This window comes from Pseudomonas corrugata (genome assembly GCF_050920615.1).
Classification (GTDB): Bacteria; Pseudomonadota; Gammaproteobacteria; order Pseudomonadales; family Pseudomonadaceae; genus Aquipseudomonas; species Aquipseudomonas corrugata.
On the sequence record NZ_CP130434.1, the window covers coordinates 5,170,701 to 5,187,507 of the forward strand.

At 59.8% G+C, this 16,807-nt stretch carries 15 protein-coding genes; 5 read left to right on the plus strand and 10 right to left on the minus strand.

Features of this window, described 5'->3' with window-relative positions; genetic code table 11:
- The first annotated feature begins 370 nt into the window (after positions 1–370).
- Positions 371–3,262: a ribonucleoside-diphosphate reductase subunit alpha gene (locus tag QZH45_RS23055; RefSeq protein WP_024779766.1), complete on the plus strand. Its 2,892-nt coding sequence runs from the start codon at positions 371–373 to the stop codon at positions 3,260–3,262.
- 269 nt (positions 3,263–3,531) lie between these two features.
- Here the strand turns inward: QZH45_RS23055 and flgE are convergent, their stop codons facing one another.
- From flgE to QZH45_RS23085, 6 genes are all read right to left on the minus strand, one after another.
- Entirely contained in the window at positions 3,532–4,836 is a 1,305-nt protein-coding gene (gene flgE / locus QZH45_RS23060; RefSeq protein WP_024779767.1) for a flagellar hook protein FlgE, read from the minus strand.
- A 29-nt stretch (positions 4,837–4,865) separates the two neighbouring features.
- A complete protein-coding gene (flgD, locus tag QZH45_RS23065; RefSeq protein WP_024779768.1) occupies positions 4,866–5,588 on the minus strand; it encodes a flagellar hook assembly protein FlgD in 723 nt (240 codons plus the stop codon).
- Between the two features lie 15 nt (positions 5,589–5,603).
- Positions 5,604–6,047 (minus strand): flagellar basal body rod protein FlgC, encoded by a 444-nt coding sequence (flgC, locus tag QZH45_RS23070; RefSeq protein ID WP_024779769.1) that lies wholly within the window; start codon positions 6,045–6,047, stop codon positions 5,604–5,606.
- 3 nt (positions 6,048–6,050) lie between these two features.
- Positions 6,051–6,458: a flagellar basal body rod protein FlgB gene (gene flgB / locus QZH45_RS23075; protein ID WP_024779770.1), complete on the minus strand. Its 408-nt coding sequence runs from the start codon at positions 6,456–6,458 to the stop codon at positions 6,051–6,053.
- 382 nt (positions 6,459–6,840) lie between these two features.
- Complete coding sequence (cheR, locus tag QZH45_RS23080; RefSeq protein WP_024779771.1) at positions 6,841–7,668, minus strand: protein-glutamate O-methyltransferase CheR; 828 nt, start codon at positions 7,666–7,668, stop codon at positions 6,841–6,843.
- 53 nt (positions 7,669–7,721) lie between these two features.
- Entirely contained in the window at positions 7,722–8,648 is a 927-nt protein-coding gene (locus QZH45_RS23085; RefSeq protein ID WP_024779772.1) for a chemotaxis protein CheV, read from the minus strand.
- 78 nt (positions 8,649–8,726) lie between these two features.
- On the opposite strand from QZH45_RS23085, the gene flgA reads away from it, so the two are divergent.
- From flgA to QZH45_RS23105, 4 genes are all read left to right on the plus strand, one after another.
- A complete protein-coding gene (gene flgA / locus QZH45_RS23090; protein WP_033034746.1) occupies positions 8,727–9,491 on the plus strand; it encodes a flagellar basal body P-ring formation chaperone FlgA in 765 nt (254 codons plus the stop codon).
- A 172-nt stretch (positions 9,492–9,663) separates the two neighbouring features.
- Complete coding sequence (gene flgM, locus QZH45_RS23095; RefSeq protein ID WP_055135210.1) at positions 9,664–9,969, plus strand: flagellar biosynthesis anti-sigma factor FlgM; 306 nt, start codon at positions 9,664–9,666, stop codon at positions 9,967–9,969.
- Between the two features lie 46 nt (positions 9,970–10,015).
- The gene (locus QZH45_RS23100; protein WP_024779775.1) at positions 10,016–10,483 is read left to right on the plus strand and encodes a flagella synthesis protein FlgN; all 468 of its coding nucleotides are present in this window, start codon (positions 10,016–10,018) and stop codon (positions 10,481–10,483) included.
- 92 nt (positions 10,484–10,575) lie between these two features.
- Complete coding sequence (locus QZH45_RS23105) at positions 10,576–11,322, plus strand: flagellar brake protein (protein ID WP_024779776.1); 747 nt, start codon at positions 10,576–10,578, stop codon at positions 11,320–11,322.
- A 138-nt stretch (positions 11,323–11,460) separates the two neighbouring features.
- On the opposite strand, the gene QZH45_RS23110 is transcribed toward QZH45_RS23105, so the two are convergent.
- From QZH45_RS23110 to QZH45_RS23125, 4 genes are all read right to left on the minus strand, one after another.
- Complete coding sequence (locus QZH45_RS23110; RefSeq protein ID WP_055135209.1) at positions 11,461–12,804, minus strand: MFS transporter; 1,344 nt, start codon at positions 12,802–12,804, stop codon at positions 11,461–11,463.
- 69 nt (positions 12,805–12,873) lie between these two features.
- Positions 12,874–14,115, minus strand: coding sequence for a glutamine synthetase family protein (locus tag QZH45_RS23115; RefSeq protein WP_174549824.1), 1,242 nt, complete (start codon positions 14,113–14,115; stop codon positions 12,874–12,876).
- Positions 14,116–14,454: 339 nt separating this feature from the next.
- A complete protein-coding gene (locus QZH45_RS23120) occupies positions 14,455–15,147 on the minus strand; it encodes a sensor histidine kinase (RefSeq protein ID WP_024779779.1) in 693 nt (230 codons plus the stop codon).
- Positions 15,140–16,747 carry a tetratricopeptide repeat-containing response regulator gene (locus QZH45_RS23125; protein WP_055135207.1) on the minus strand — a complete coding sequence of 536 codons (1,608 nt, stop codon included), beginning with the start codon at positions 16,745–16,747 and terminating at the stop codon, positions 15,140–15,142. Before QZH45_RS23125 ends, QZH45_RS23120 begins: the two co-directional genes overlap by 8 nt.
- Positions 16,748–16,807: the final 60 nt, after the last annotated feature.

The window sequence follows — 16,807 nt, forward strand, 5'->3', positions numbered from 1 at the left end:
CCCTACATGTAGGGGTTGAAGCCAAAAACCAAACACAAGTCGGACAAAGAATTCAAGCGCTTTTCGTGCCTCTTTCCACTTGAAACATCGTGTTTTCCCAAGACCAGACCGCCCCTGCGGATGGCCACCGTTTCAAAGGTCGAAAACGACCGAAACGGTACGGGTGTTGCAGTCCATTGCTGCCACCCCCGCAACCCGGTTTCGAGCCCAGGCTCGCAACCCATGAACTTCGGATGGAAGCAGCCCCACAGGCCTGCTTCCTACTGTCCCGAAGTTGTTATACCCGGCGCCAGTCGGTTGTAGTGCTTCAGGACGGAACGGTGGGCACCGTGATGGTGCCCAAACAAACATAAAGAACGTGGAGACACCCATGCACACCGACACAACTCGCGAGAACCCGCAGGGCACCGCGCCGATGGCCGCCGATTCGACCCCGGATCTGGCCGCCACCGCGCCTGGTCAACTGCGTGTGATCAAGCGTAACGGCACTGTCGTTCCTTACACCGATGACAAGATCACCGTCGCCATCACCAAAGCGTTCCTTGCAGTTGAAGGTGGCACCGCAGCCGCTTCGTCGCGCATCCACGACACCGTGGCCCGCCTGACCGAACAGGTCACCGCGACCTTCAAGCGTCGCATGCCGTCGGGCGGCACCATCCACATTGAAGAAATCCAGGACCAGGTCGAACTGGCCCTGATGCGTGCCGGTGAGCAGAAGGTAGCGCGTGACTACGTGATCTATCGCGACTCCCGTGCCAAGGAACGCGCCACCCGCAACCCGGCCGACGCACCGGTCCAGGCCCACCCGTCGATCCGCATCGCTCGCGCTGATGGCAGCCTGGCGCCGCTGGACATGGGCCGCCTGAACACCATCGTCACCGAGGCCTGCGAAGGCCTGGAAGAAGTCGATGGCGACCTGATCCAGCGCGAAACCCTGAAGAACCTCTATGACGGCGTCGCGCTCAAGGACGTCAACACTGCGCTGGTGATGACCGCGCGGACCCTGGTGGAACGCGAGCCGAACTACTCCTTCGTGACCGCCCGCCTGCTGATGGACACCCTGCGCGCAGAAGGCCTGGGCTTCCTGGAAGTCGCCGAGAGCGCGACCCACCACGAAATGGCCGACCTGTACGCCAAGGCCCTGCCGGCCTATGTAGCCAAGGGTATCGAATTCGAATTGCTGAACCCGGTCCTGGCTTCTTTCGACCTGGAGAAACTCGGCAAGGCGATCAACCACGAGCGCGACCAGCAATTCACCTACCTGGGCCTGCAAACCCTGTACGACCGTTACTTCATCCACAAGGACGGCGTCCGCTTCGAATTGCCGCAGATCTTCTTCATGCGCGTGGCCATGGGCCTGGCCATCGAAGAGAAGCAGAAAGAAGAACGTGCCATCGAGTTCTACAACCTGCTGTCGTCCTTCGACTACATGGCGTCGACCCCGACCCTGTTCAATGCCGGCACCCTGCGTCCACAGTTGTCGAGCTGCTACCTGACCACCGTGCCGGACGATCTGTCGGGCATCTACGGCGCAATCCACGACAACGCCATGCTGTCGAAATTCGCCGGTGGCCTGGGCAACGACTGGACGCCGGTTCGTGCGCTGGGCTCGTACATCAAGGGCACCAACGGTAAATCCCAGGGCGTCGTACCGTTCCTCAAAGTGGTCAACGACACCGCTGTCGCGGTCAACCAGGGTGGCAAGCGCAAGGGCGCGGTCTGTGCCTACCTGGAAACCTGGCACATGGACATTGAAGAGTTCATCGAGCTGCGCAAGAACACCGGCGATGACCGTCGTCGTACCCACGACATGAACACCGCCAACTGGATCCCCGACCTGTTCATGAAGCGCGTCTTCGACGACGGCAAGTGGACCCTGTTCTCGCCGTCCGAAGTACCGGACCTGCATGACCTGACCGGCAAGGCCTTCGAAGAGCGCTACGAGTACTACGAAGCCCTGACCGAGTACAACAAGATCAAGCTGTTCAAGGTCGTCCAGGCCAAGGACCTGTGGCGCAAGATGCTGTCGATGCTGTTCGAGACCGGCCACCCATGGCTGACCTTCAAGGACCCGTGCAACCTGCGCAGCCCGCAGCAGCACGTGGGCGTGGTCCACAGCTCGAACCTGTGCACCGAGATCACCCTGAACACCAACAAGGACGAGATCGCCGTCTGCAACCTGGGCTCGATCAACCTGCCGAACCACATCGTCGACGGCAAGCTGGACACCGCCAAGCTGCAACGCACCGTGAACACCGCCGTGCGCATGCTCGACAACGTGATCGACATCAACTACTACTCGGTGCCACAGGCGAAGAACTCCAACTTCAAGCACCGTCCGGTCGGCCTCGGCATCATGGGCTTCCAGGACGCGCTGTACCTGCAGCACATCCCGTACGGTTCGGACGCTGCCATCGAGTTCGCCGACAAGTCCATGGAAGCAGTCAGTTACTACGCGATCCAGGCTTCCTGCGACCTGGCCGACGAGCGCGGTGCCTATGAGACGTTCCAGGGTTCGCTGTGGTCCAAGGGCATCCTGCCGCTGGACTCGCAACAAATCCTGATCGCCTCCCGTGGCGAGAAGTACATCGACGTCGACCTGACCGAATCCCTGGACTGGGCACCGGTTCGCGCCCGTGTACAGAAAGGCATCCGTAACTCCAACATCATGGCCATCGCACCGACCGCCACCATCGCCAACATCACCGGCGTGTCGCAGTCGATCGAACCGACCTACCAGAACCTGTACGTGAAATCGAACCTGTCGGGCGAGTTCACCGTGATCAACCCGTACCTGGTCCGCGACCTCAAGGCCCGCGGCCTGTGGGACTCGGTCATGATCAACGACCTGAAGTACTACGACGGTTCGGTACAGCAGATCGAGCGCATTCCGCAGGAGCTCAAGGAGCTCTACGCCACCGCGTTCGAAGTGGACACCCGTTGGATCGTCGACGCAGCCAGCCGTCGCCAGAAGTGGATCGACCAGGCTCAGTCGCTGAACCTGTACATCGCCGGCGCCTCGGGCAAGAAGCTCGACGTGACCTACCGCATGGCTTGGTACCGTGGCCTGAAAACCACTTACTACCTCCGTGCCCTGGCCGCCACCAGCACCGAGAAGTCGACCATCAACACCGGCAAGCTGAACGCTGTTTCCAGCGGCGGCAACCACGGTGACGACTCGGTCCTGGCTGCTCCAGCAGGGCCTGCGCCAGTGCCAAAGGCCTGCGCGATCGACGAGCCGGATTGCGAAGCTTGCCAATAAGCTGATCGGGTGGGCGCTGCAAGGCGCCTACCTTTAAAGCAAAGCCCCCGATAGACCGCTGGTTTATCGGGGGCTTTTCTTTTGCCTGGAGGAAAGTGATGGCCGGGCTGACCTCATCGCGAGCAGGCTCGCTCCCACATTGGAATGTGCCCCCCTGTGGGAGAGCCTGTTCGCGATGAAGCAAACCCAGGCAACGCAAAACACTCGCCCAAAAAGAAGCCCCTCTTGCGAGGGGCTCCTTGTGCAACTTCTCAAGCAACCATCGAGAATCAAGTCATTTGAATGATGGTCTGCATGATGGTGCTCTGGGTGGAGATGGTCTTGGCGTTCGCCTGGTAGTTGCTCTGCGCCTTGATCAGCTCGACCAGTTCGTTGGTCAGGTTGACGTTGGACTCCTCCAGGGAGTTGGAGACGATCGAACCCAGGGTGCCGGTTTCCGGGGCATCGTAGCCCGGGATGCCCGACGCGAAGGTTTCCTTCCAGCTAGTGCCTCCCACGGGCTGCAGACCTTGTTCGTTGGTAAAACTGGCGAGCGCGACCTGACCGATCGGCTTGGTCTGGTTGTTGCTGAAGTTGGCCAACAATACACCACTGCCGTCGATGGTCAGGTTGGTGATCTGGCCGGTGGCATAACCGTTCTGGGTAGGAATCGAGCGCGCAGTGTCGGCATTGAACTGCGTGGTATTGGCCATGGAGACGGTAATGGTCGACGAACCCGCGCCGTTGGCAGCCCACACGCCGTTGGTCACCGTGCCCGGCACCCAGCCAGTCAGTACCAGATCGCTGCTGATGGTAGCGGGCGGGGTACTGACCTGGACCAGCTTACCGCTGGAGTCAAAGGTCATGGTTGAGGGAACCGCAGCAGTAGCGGCGGCGGTCGGCGAGCTGCCGTCCAGGTTTCGACCATCAATCAGCGTGTAGACGTCCCATGTGTTAGAGCCAGTCTTGACCATGTATTGGTCCATGGAGTGCTGGTTGCCCTGGGTATCGTAGACCGGGGTGGTGAACTGCTTGGTGAAAGTGGCTGTATCAGCCGGGTCGAACAAGTAAGGCGCTGCCTGGCTGATAGCCGTGGCCGTCGAGTTCAGGTTGATTGTCGACGAAACCAGGCTGGTTGCTTGCGGTGGCAAGTTCGAGGTGTCGATACGCAGATCGGTCAAGATACCATTGAGGATGTTGCCATTGGAGTCCACACCATAGCCCTGCAGGTTCGCAGTGCCATCACTGTTGGTGACATAGCCTTCCTTGTCGGTCTTGAACGTACCGGCACGGGTGTAGCTCAAGGACCCGTTGTTATCCAGAACGAAGAAGCCCTGGCCCTGGATACCCATGTCCAGCACGTTGCCGGTGTTATTGACGTCACCCTGGCCGAACTGCTGGGAGACGTTGGCCAAGCGCACGCCGTTACCGACGGTCTTGCTGCCCGAACCCAGCTTGGTGGCCGAGTAGACGTCTTCGAATTCCGCGCGGGACGATTTGAAGCCGGTGGTTGCCACGTTGGCGATGTTGTTACCGGTGACGTCCAGCTGTTTGTTGGCAGCATAGAGACCGCTAAGGCCGATGTTGAAAGACATATTCCACTCCTTTGCCGGGTTAGTCGGCTCTACATACCAATAGTTTGTACTTTGGACAGGGCGATGCTGCCCAGCCCGGCGAGGTTGAGCATCAGCTCTCCTCCTGTCTGGCTGATCGTCACGCTGCTGACGGTCGCCGGCAGGTTGGTGATCAGCGACGTGGCCTGGCCGTCGATGGTGGTCGAAGCCGTGAAGGTGTAAGTGCCCGACTCGACCGTGGTACCCGCATCGTTCTTGCCATCCCAGATAAAGGCGGAATTACCGGCCTTCTGGCTGCCCAGGTCGATGGTGCGAACCGTCTTGCCGTCCTTGTCGACGATCTTGACCGCCACGGACGATACCGCTGACGGCACCACCACCGTGCCGTTGAGGCTTTTGGAGGTGTCGACCACCGCCTTGTCGCCAGGGGCAATGACTGAACGTCCCACCAGCGACGAGGCCTGCAAGGCCTGGGACGAGTTGTAGTTGCTGGCCAGCCCGCTCACGGTATCGTTGAGGGTGGTGATGCCTTCCAGGCTGCTGAACTGTGCCAGTTGGGCAACGAACTCACCGTTGTCCTGTGGCGACAGCGGGTCCTGGTTTTTCAGCTGGGTTACGAGCAGTTGCAGGAACGCGTCCTTGCCCAGCTCCTTTTTACCGGTCGCAGCACCCGTTACCGAAGCCAGGCTGTCGGAGGTGTTGTTGGTCTTGACCGAGGAGTTGGCCAGAATGTCGTTGAGGCTCAAACCGCCGGTGGTATTGGTAACGCTCATGTGACTCGCCCCTTATCACTGACCCAGGGTCAGGACCTTCTGCATCATGGTTTTGGCGGTGTTCATCATTTCGGCGTTGGTCTGGAATGAGCGACTGGCGGAAATCATGTCGGCCATTTCTTCGACGACGTTGACGTTCGGGTAATAGACATAGCCCTTGGCGTCGGCAGCCGGATGGTTCGGTTCATAGCGCGCTTCGAGGTTGCTCTGGTCCTCGACGACCCCAAGCACCTGCACGCCCTGCCCGGCCGCGTCCTGCTCCTGGAAAAGCGAGCCGCTGCCATTCGACTGACCGCCCTGGAACATGGTGGCGAACACCGGGTGACGGGCGCGGTAGGTCTGGTCGATGCTCGACGAAACGGTCTCGGCGTTGGCGATGTTACTGGCGACAGTGTTCAGGCGAGTGGTCTGGGCACTCATGGCACTGCCGGCGATGTTGAATACGCTCGCAATCGACATGACTTACTCTCCGCGCAGGGCCGAAATCAGCCCTTTGAATTTGCTGTTGAGCAGGGTGAAGCTGGCCTGGAAGTTCACGGAGTTCTCCGCGTAGTTGGACTGTTCCAGTTGAGCGTCCACAGTGTTCTGGTCGATCGAAGGTTGCATCGGCGTGCGATACATCAGCGACTCGTCGCCGTTACCCAAGCCTTCTGCCTCGATATGACGACTGTTGGTCATGTTCAGGGCGAAGGAGCCGTTCTTGGTTTTCTCGTTCTGCTCGGCGAGCACTTTGGAGAAGTCCAGATCCCGAGCCTTGTAGTTCGGGGTGTCGGCATTGGCGATGTTGTTGGCCAGGACTTCGGCGCGCTGGGCACGGAAGCTCAGGGCCTGTTCATGGATACCGAGCGCTTTATCGAAGCTGATGCTCATGTCGGAAACCTTTGGGTGACCAGAATGTACGTACATGGACATAGCAAGCGTCGTGCCACTTTTAAAAAGCCCATAAACCGGGGCTTTGCGGGCATCGGCAAGGCGGCAATGCCAGAAAAGCGGCAACCGATTTCCGCCGGCTGCCGCTTTTCTGCCGCTTTTTGAGTGACACTGGCAATTACAGTGGGACCGAGCTTTTGTGGGAGCCGAGCTTGCTCGCGATGAACGATGACGCGGTGGGGGGAGTTGAAACCGTGTTGCCTGCATCGCGAGCAAGCTCGGCTCCCACAGAAGCTCGCTCCACAGAGTGAGCAAGCACTAATCAGCAGGCAAAAAAACGGGAGCCTGTAGGGGGCTCCCGTTTTTTGACGACCCGGACGCGTCACTTTGCCTGGTAGATAATCCCCGGGCTGCACTGGATCATCTGGTAATGATCGGGCAAGCCATTCAGCGCCTCGGAGGCACCGAGGAACAGGTAGCCGCCCGGCTTCAGGGTCCCGTGGATACGCAGCAGGATGTCCTTCTTCACTTCGGCGGAGAAGTAGATCAGCACATTGCGGCAGAACACGATGTCGAATTTTCCCAGACTGGCATAACTGTCCAGCAGGTTGAAGGAGCGGAATTCCACCCGGCTCTTGATCGGCGCCTTGACTACCCAGCGGCCCGGCCCTTTCGGATCGAAATAGCGTTGCAGCCGATCAGGCGACAGGCCGCGGCCGATAGCCAGGCTGTCGTACTCACCGGTCTTGCAGTTATTGAGCATGGTCCCGGACAGGTCGGTGGCGACGATCTGCACGCCACCCTTCAACTGACCGATATTGGTCCGCTCGAACTCGTCGATGGACATCGACAGCGAATAAGGTTCCTGGCCCGACGAACAGGCAGCCGACCAGATCCGCAGGCGCTGGCCCGGGCTGGCCTTGATGGCTGCTGGCAGCACCTTGTTCTTCAAGACTTCGAACGGATAGGTATCGCGGAACCACAGGGTTTCGTTGGTGGTCATGGCGTCCACCACCATTTCGCGCAAACCGCTGCGCGGCTGGGTCTGGATACGCTGCACCAGCTCGCCCAACGATTTGAGGCCCTGCTGCTCCATCAATTTGTTGAGACGGCTCGACACCAGATATTGCTTGTTTTCACCAAGCAATATGCCACAGGCTTTTTCCAGGAAGACCCGGAACTGTTCGAAATCCAAATTACCCGTAGACAAGTTACCGCCTCTTTCATTGTGTTGATTTGCCGGGCGCACAACGCGCCCGACCTTTATTCCGCAGTCTTGATCCGCTCGACTACCCGGGAAGCCAGGTCATCGGGACGGAACTTGGCGAGAAAATCGTCGGCACCGACCTTCTTGACCATCGCCTGGTTGAAGACGCCCGACAGGGACGTATGCAAGATGATATGCAGCTTTTGCATACGCGGGTCGCTGCGGATTTCCGACGTCAGGGTATACCCGTCCATCTCCGGCATCTCGATGTCGGAGATCATCATCAGGAACTCCTCTTCCGGCTTCTTGCCCTCGTCGACCATGTTGCGCAGGTAATCCAGCGCCTGCCGTCCATCATTCAACGCTATCACTTCGACGCCGATCGTCTGCAGGCAACGGGTCACCTGCTTACGCGCCACCGAAGAGTCATCCACCGTCAGCACCCGCAGCGAAATCGCCTTGTGCTGGGTTTCGGCATCCACCACGCCATGGGAAATGGTTTCCGTGGTCGGCGCCACTTCGGCGAGTATTTTCTCCACGTCGATGATTTCCACCAACTGGCCGTCGACCCGGGTCACCGCCGTCAGGTAGTGATCGCGGCCGGTGCCCTTGGGTGGTGGATGAATCTCTTCCCAGTTCATGTTGACGATGCGCTCCACCGAGCGGACCAGGAAACCCTGGGTCTTGGTGTTGTATTCGGTGATGATCACAAACGGATTGCTCTGATCCAGCAGCCGACCGGAACCGGTGGCCATCGCCAGATCGAGAATCGGGATGGTCGCTCCCCGGATGTTTGCCACACCGCACACGACGGGGCTGGACTTGGGCATCAAGGTCAGCTTGGGGCATTGCAGCACCTCGCGGACCTTGAATACGTTGATCCCATATAACTGCTGGCCATCGAGACGGAACAACAACAGCTCCAGGCGATTCTGACCGACCAGCTGCGTACGCTGGTTTACCGAATCCATCACTCCCGCCATGCCCTGACTCCTACCTAACGCTAATGTGTCCGACGCGCATTCATCACTAAACGGCACGGGGCTTGCTATTCAACCGGCATGAACGCACAAACGACATTTTCTCGACGCCTGACCACTCATTGCCGCCTCTGGCTCGGTGTGCTGCTGGCTGCCTGCCTGTTCGCCTCGGGGGGACGTGCCCTTGCCGATGCTCCGGTTACCTTGCCTGATCTCCTTATCGGCGTCACTCAGGGCTTTCTTGAATTCACCGTAGAAGACTATCTGGCCTCCAGTCAAACCGAAGGTCGCTATGAAATCGAAGTCAATCAGATAGACCCGCGCCTGCGCATGCCAATGTGCGACAAGGAATTGACTGCGTCCCTGGAAAGTCCTGCCAGGCCCCTGGGACGGGTCACCGTGAAGGTCCGTTGCGACAGCGCCGCGCCCTGGACGGTATTTGTGCCGGCCCAAGTGCGCCTGTTTCGCGAAATCGTCACCACCACCCGCCCCTTGAAACGTGCCGGAATCGTCGAGCCCCAGGACGTAACGTTGCGTGAGCGGGATGTCAGCCAGGTCACCCAGGGGTTCCTGACCTCGGTCGATCAGGCCATCGGACAGAAACTTGTCCGACCAATGGTAGCCGACCAGATCGTGACCCTCCTGCATCTGGAACAGGCCGAAGTCGTTCGCAAAGGTGATCAGGTGGTCATCACCGCCCGTAGCGGCACCCTGGCCGTGCGGATGCCCGGCGAAGCCCTTTCAAATGGCGGCATGCATGAACAGATTCGGGTAAAAAACCTTAATTCCCAACGCGTCATCAAGGCGCAGGTAATAGCCCCTGGCCAGGTGGAAGTGGCTATGTAGCGACCCGGTAGAGATGGGTAGAAAGCTGGCGCTTGACCTCGCTGTTCCCTAGACTGTGCCTTACGCAAGGCAAGCGCAGACGTGCGCACGCTCATTGAATAAATGAGCCTAAAGTTTTTTTGGGGATGGCCGAAAACATGGCAAGCGTCCAAATACCCAGAGGTTTTTTACCATGGTCATCGATTTCAACCGTTTAAACAGCTCTTCACCATTGACAGGCACTACGCGCACCAGCGCCAGCAAGGAAACCGAAAAATCCTCGCCGGCCGAGCAAGCCACTACTGTCAAGAACGGGGAGTCGGTACACCTCAGTGATGAGGCTCAGCAGTTGCAGAAGGTCACTGACAAGCTGCGCGATCAACCTGTCGTCGACAACGCCCGCGTGGCCGAGTTGAAAGCAGCCATCGCCGACGGCAGCTATGAAGTCGACAGCAACCGTGTAGCCAGCAAACTGCTCAACTTCGAAGCCCAGCGCTAGGCCGCAGCCTGCGCAGGCTTTTGGACGCTAAGACCCAAGGCCAGCCATGCACGACACTAACTTATTGCAACTGATCATCGACGACTTTGTTCCAGCGCAACAACTGCTGGAACTGCTGCAGACCGAATCCCTGGCGCTGCACGGTCGCGACATGCCCTTGCTGGAAAATATCCTGGCACAGAAACAGGCATTGATCATTTTGCTCGATCAGCATGGCCGCAAACGCAGCGAGATTCTCGCCAGCCTCAACCTGCCCGCCAGCAACGATGGCCTCGAGCAACTGGCGAGCCAGTCGACGATCGGCGATCAGTTGTTGTCCCAAAGCGCAGTGCTCAATGACCTGCTCGCCCAGTGTCAGGCGGCCAACGCCCGTAACGGCCAGTCGATCCAAATCCAGCAGGCCGCTACCGCCAACCAGTTGCGCATCCTCAATGGCGGTGAAATTCCGACGCTTTACGATGCTCGCGGTTCGACCGCCAAGATGGTCAAGCACCGCCCGCTCAGCCAGGCATGAAACGAACCATGCCTGCGCTCTATCAACCCGCGATAGATGCTGGCAAAATGCTGGCTATTCGTAGTCGTATTTTGCTTGGAGATTGACCCACCGTGTTCAATGCCTCAAACGCGGATGATGCTCCGCAACCTCCCAAGGTCCTTACCACGCCCCTGGAAATCTCCGGCAACTTGCGGATGCTGCAAGACAGCCACGATCCACTGATCATTACCTTCCACGAACGTACCCAGCGGTTCCAGAGCTACCTGGTCGAAGTCGATCGCGAAAAGAACACCATCGCCCTGGATGAAATGATCCCTCGCGACGGGGAACGCTTCCTGCTCGCTGGCGAGCCGTTTCGAGTCGAGGGTTTCCATGATGGCGTCCGCATCGCATGGGAAGGCAATGGTCCGCTGACAATCAATGAGTCCCACGATGGTCGCTGCTACCGCGGTGCCTTGCCCGAAGAAGTGGTTTACCACCAACGTCGCAATGCCTTCCGCGCCGCCCTGAAACTGGCGCAACTGGTGAACATCGAACTGGGCGGCGACAAGCTCAAGTCACCGGTAAACGGCAAACTGCTGGATATCTCCGCTACCGGCTGCAAGCTGCGTTTCGATGGCGACATCACCGAGCGCCTGCAACTGGGCCAGGTCTACGAGCGTTTCATCGCTGCCCTGCCCTTTGGCAACATGACAGCGCCGGTCGAACTGCGCTACCTGCATTTCGAAGAACGTATCAACACCACCTTCGCCGGCGTGCGCTTCCACAATATCAGTGGCCTGGTGCAACGGCAGGTCGAGCGTTTCGTTTATCAGTTGCAGCGCGAAGCACGCCGCTTCGATAAAGACGATCTCTGATCTTCAGCCCTACAGTATCGCTGCTTCTGGACTGAACTCATCGCGAGCAGGCTCGCTCCCACATAGGTTACCCGGTGCTTGCACACCGCAAGCCCCTGTGGGAGCGAGCCTGCTCGCGATGGGCGCGCCGCACTTCACTTACCTGGCTTGAGGCTCCTCAGCCTCAGCCTCAGCCACCTCGGTGACCGGCTCCGCCGCCGACTCAACCTCCGGATTCGGCGTCACCTGCATCTGCTCCTGCACCACCTGCTCATCGACCCTCGGGTCGAGGCACGCCACCAACGGCGAACTGGACATGCTGTCGGGCATCGCCACGTGATGCAGCGGTGCGTCATCGACCTGATGCAGATTGGTCACCGCTTTCGGCCGTATGCGCCACACCAGTACCAATGCAAAGAAGGTGAAGAAGGCATACAGCATATGGCTGCCGAACGACTTCATCAGCACCCCGGCCACCAACGGGCCAATACTCGCCCCCACACCGTAGGTCACCAGCAGCATGGCCGTCAGCGACACCCGGCGGTCGGCTTCGACGTGGTCGTTGGAAAACGCCACCGCCAGCGGATACAAGCAGAATTGCATCAGCGAACAGAAGAACCCCGCGACGAACAGCACCTCCAGAGGCACCGTCGACAAGATCGCCAAGGGCGCCGCGAAGACCGCCAGGCACAGCGCAAAGCAACGGATCAGCAGTGCCCGGTCGTAGCGGTCGGACAGCCAGCCCAGCGGCCACTGCACCAGCAGGCCGGCAAAGATGCAGCTACCCATGAACAGGCCGACCTGTTCGGTCGACAGCCCTTGCTGAGAGGCATACAGCGGCGCCAGGCCATAGAACGAGCCAACGATCAGGCCGGAGCCCAGTACCGTGCTCAACGACTGAGGTACGCGCTTGATGAAGAACCGCGGCTCCATCGGTGCCGGACGTAACGGCGCCGGGTGGATCCGGCGGGTCAATGCCACCGGCACCAGACACAGGGCAAAACACAGCGCCACCAGCATCAGCAATTCCAGCCCCAGGGCCGGGTGGATCACCAGGATCAGTTGACCCAGCACCATCCCCAGGTAAGAGGCGATCATGTAGCCGCTGAACACCACCCCGCGTTGCTTGGCATCGGCCTGCTCATTGAGCCAGCTCTCGATGACCATGTACTGACACATCATGCCGAGACCGACGATAACCCGCAGCACCACCCAGGCCGGCAGCCAGCTCACCAGGCCGTGGCCCAGCACCGCCGCTCCGACGATCCCGGCACAGGCCGAATAGGCGCGAATATGCCCTACTCGGGCAATCAGCCGATGGCCGATCTTGCCGCCCAGCACCAGGCCGAAATAGTTGGCGGCCATCAGCGCACCAACCCACAGGCTGTCCACATGCTCGGCCGCCAGGCGCAGGGCCAGGTAGGTACTCAAAAGCCCCGAGCCGATGAGCATCATCAGCGAAGCGAAATAAAGCGCTCGAAAAGGTTTCCAGACTTGGCGCATCGGCGTTCCGAGCGGCTCCTTGAGATAAGTAGGGACTGCCTGTGAAGGCAGCCCGAATGCGACGTTTCATTATGCCTGGGCTGCCAGCACTCGCCGTTCCCAAGGCGTGATTTCATCAAAGTAGCTGGTCAGTTCCAGGGTTTTCGACGCGATGTAGCCTTCGATGAACTCCGTACCGAACAGTTCCTTCGCCAGAAGACTACGCTTCAGACGCTCCAGAGCAGCGTGCAAGGTACATGGCAAAGACAGATTATCCGGCACCTGGAACTCACCCTGTATTGCAGCGCTCGGTTCCAGACGATTTTCAATCCCATGAAGACCGGCCGCCAGGCTGGCGGCAATCGCCAGATAGGGGTTGGCATCGGCCCCCGGCAAGCGATTCTCGACCCGTCGGGCCACTGGCGAACTGGCAGGAATACGTAAGCCTGCCGAGCGATTGTCGTGGGACCAACAGGCATTGTTCGGCGACGCGAATGGATGACACAGGCGCTGGTAGGAATTGACGTTCGGGGCGAACAGCGCCGTGAAGTCCGCCATGCCCGCCTGTTGCCCGCCGATGAAGTGCCTGAACGCTGCCGTCGGCTCGCCGGCCTCGTCGCTGAACACATTACGACCGCTGTCCAGCTCGACGATACTCTGGTGAATGTGCATCGAACTGCCCGGCGTGTGGGCCAGCGGCTTGGCCATGCATACCACGGTCAGGCCGTGCTTGAGAGCGACTTCTTTGAGCAGGTGCTTGAACAGGAAAGTCTGGTCGGCCAGCAACAAAGGATCGCCATGCAGCAGATTGATCTCGAACTGGCTCACGCCCATTTCATGCATAAAGGTATCGCGCGGCAACCCCAGGGCCGCCATGCATTCATAGACCTCGTTGAAGAACGGGCGCAGGCCGTTGTTGGAGCTGACACTGAACGCCGAGTGACCGTCCTCACGACGTCCATCCAGCCCCATCGGCGGCTGAAATGGCTGGGTCGGATCCGGGCTGGGTGCAAAAACGAAGAACTCCAGCTCGGTTGCAACCACCGGCGCCAGACCCCGGGCAGCGTACCGGGCGATCACCGTCTTGAGCTGGCCACGCGTCGAGAGCCGTGAGCTTTCACCGGTCAGTTCATCGGCATCGCAGATTGCCAGTGCGCGGGGGGGCGAGCACCAGGGCAGGCGGTGGATCTGCTTCGGGTCGGCCACCAATGCCAGGTCGCCGTCGTCACTGCCATAGAAACGCGATGGCGGATAACCGCCCATGATGCATTGCAGCAGCACCCCCCGGGCCATCTGCAATCGCCGTCCCTCCAGGAAACCCGCAGCGGTCATCACCTTGCCCCGCGGTACGCCATTGAGGTCCGGCGTGACACACTCAATCTCATCAATGCCCGTCAGTCGCTGCGCGAGTGAGGCCAGGCCATCGGTCGTCATGACGCATTCCTTGTTATGTGCGAGCCGCGAACGGCAACCCGTACAAAATAGGCTTCAGCTGTTCGGAATATCAAGCACTCGGGGAGAATAAACATCGAGCCTGGCCCCCCCTGCGGGAGCGAGCCTGCTCGCGATGGCGGCGGGTCAGCTCATACCGGATTGACGATACACCGCTATCGCGAGCAGGCTCGCTCCCACAAGGATGCAGGCTGCCAGGGCCTCCTGCGTGGGACAGGCTCAGGGCAGATAAATCCTGAACACGCCTCCCCCCAGCACACCGCCATTGGCGATTTCGGTCCGCCCGCATACGCCGCCACGCTGGTGCAGCCCGGCGATCCGCGCGGCGAAGTACAGGCCCAGCCCGGTGCTGCCGCTGCTGTGGTTGATGCCCTGCACATAATCGGCCTGACGCTCGAGCATTTCGGGTGGGTAGCCTGGGCCGTCGTCGCTGATGGTGAGCACCAACTGCCCGGCTTCATCGCTCGCACTGATCAACAGCGCCTGCCGGGCGTGGCGAATGGCATTGTTGATGCAGTTGTCGAGCACCGAAGCAATCAGCTCACGGTCGAAAAAGCCCAGGGGGCTCAACGGGTCGACCTCATAGGTGACCATGATCCCACGGCTGCGGAACACCTCCTGATGGCCGGCCAACTGCGCCTCGATGAAATCGTCCAACTCATGGTAGGCCGGGTGCAGCGGCAACTGGTTGACCCCCAGCTTGTACAGCCCCAACAGTTGCACCATCAAGCCATTGAGGTGGGCGAACTCAAACTCCATCACCCCCTGCTCGGGGGCCTGCTGCGCCGCTTCGGGCAAGCGCTCGAGCCACTGCGCATGAGCCTGCATGAGCAAGGTCAGGGAGTTTTTCATGTCGTGCACGGTCGACGCGATCACCGTGGAAAAATCGAGTGCCTGTTCGCTGTCATTCATCGCCAAATGCCTTGCTTCGCAGTTTTTGATAGCGCGCAAAACGCGCATCGGTGTCGGGCATCATGCCCACCAGTTTCAGGCAGGCGCGACACTCCTCCAGCAGCTCCGACTCCACCCGGGTATCGGTGCCATGCAGCAGGGATTGCGCCATGTTCAGGGCAATACTGATGTTCTTCGGTTGCATCTTCAGCGCACGACGGAACAGCTCCCGAGCCTCGGGCAACGCGCCGGTCTTGTAGACCCGCACACCTTCGCGGTTCAGCTCGGCGGCGGAATTGCCTTGATTGAGGATGTTCGGATCGTCGGTGAGCTTGGCAATGCCTTGCATTACTGTCGGGTCATCACCGTAGATTTCCGCGCAGTTCTTGAGCATCGACTCGCCGGCACTGGTCTGGCCGAGCATCTGCAATTGCTTGGCCACCAACAGCGCGGCCTCGGCGCTCATGAATTGCTCCATGCCGTCGAGACGCTGCAAAGCCTGCTCGGTGAGTTTTTCCGCGGTTTCGGCATCGTTCAGCAACAAGCTCGTGGCTTTCATCAGTCGCGCCCGGACCTGCAATCCCGGGTCATTGAGATTTTCCTTCGCCACCGCGCTGAGGGTCGTGTTGATCTCCAGCCGGGTCCGGGTGTCGAGGCCTTTCTCGCTGCCCTTGCTGATCAGTGCATGGGCCAGGCCGAGGTTGCTTTCCGGATCCTTGAAACGCGACTGCGCGCCCTGCCCGACCGCCTGGCGGTAGGCCCTGGAGGCGGTGTCGTAATCTTCGTTGGTCATTGCCAACTTGCCCAGCAGCGATTGTCGACGTACCGCCAGGGGCGACAGGCGAACCGCTTCTTCCAGCACCTCCTGCGCCTGTTTCGTGTCACCTTCGGCCACCAGGACATCGGCCAGGCCGTCATACAAGGCAGGCATCATCGGAAATGTCTTGAGGGCCTTTTCATAAACGGCCTTGGCCTGCGCCACCTGACCGCGCTTGAACATCAATTTGCCCAGGCCCGCATAGGCCCAAGGCAATGGACGATCGGCCAGGATGGTGTTGTACAGGCGCTCCAGGGCTTCGTTCTGATTGAGGTCCCGCAGCGCATCGGCCCGATAACGCAGGCACAACGGCCCGTAGCGCGGATCTTGCTTGCACAGGGCGATGCAGGCATTGAGCACTTCCAGCGGCTTGCCACGATCCAGCGCCTGGAGAATCGGCTTGAGCAGAGTCTTGCGCTGTTCCAGCCGCTCCAACCGCTGGGCCAGGCCGGAGCGGTTGAAAGGCTTGGTCAGGTACGCATCGGGCTCGTGCTCCAGGGCACTGAGCACCATGGCCTGGCTGGTCTCGGCGGTCACCATGAGAAACACGCTTTCATGACTGATGAGTTTCTCGATCATCAGGTCTTCCAGCACCTGCTGACCGTTCTTGCGGCCGTCGCCCAGGTGATAGTCCTGCAGGATGAAGTCATAGCGCTTCTGCGAACACATGCGCAGCGCCACTTCGCCGGTATCGGCGGTGTCCACGTCCTTGACGCCCAGCTCACGCAACATGGAACGGATCGAGCTGCGGAAATCCGAGAAATCATCGACGATCAGAAAACTTTTTTGGTGGTACGCCAGCATCGAGGATGTCCAGGCAAGTAAAAAGGTGCACCCAATGGCAAACAACGAAAATGCCGTCCT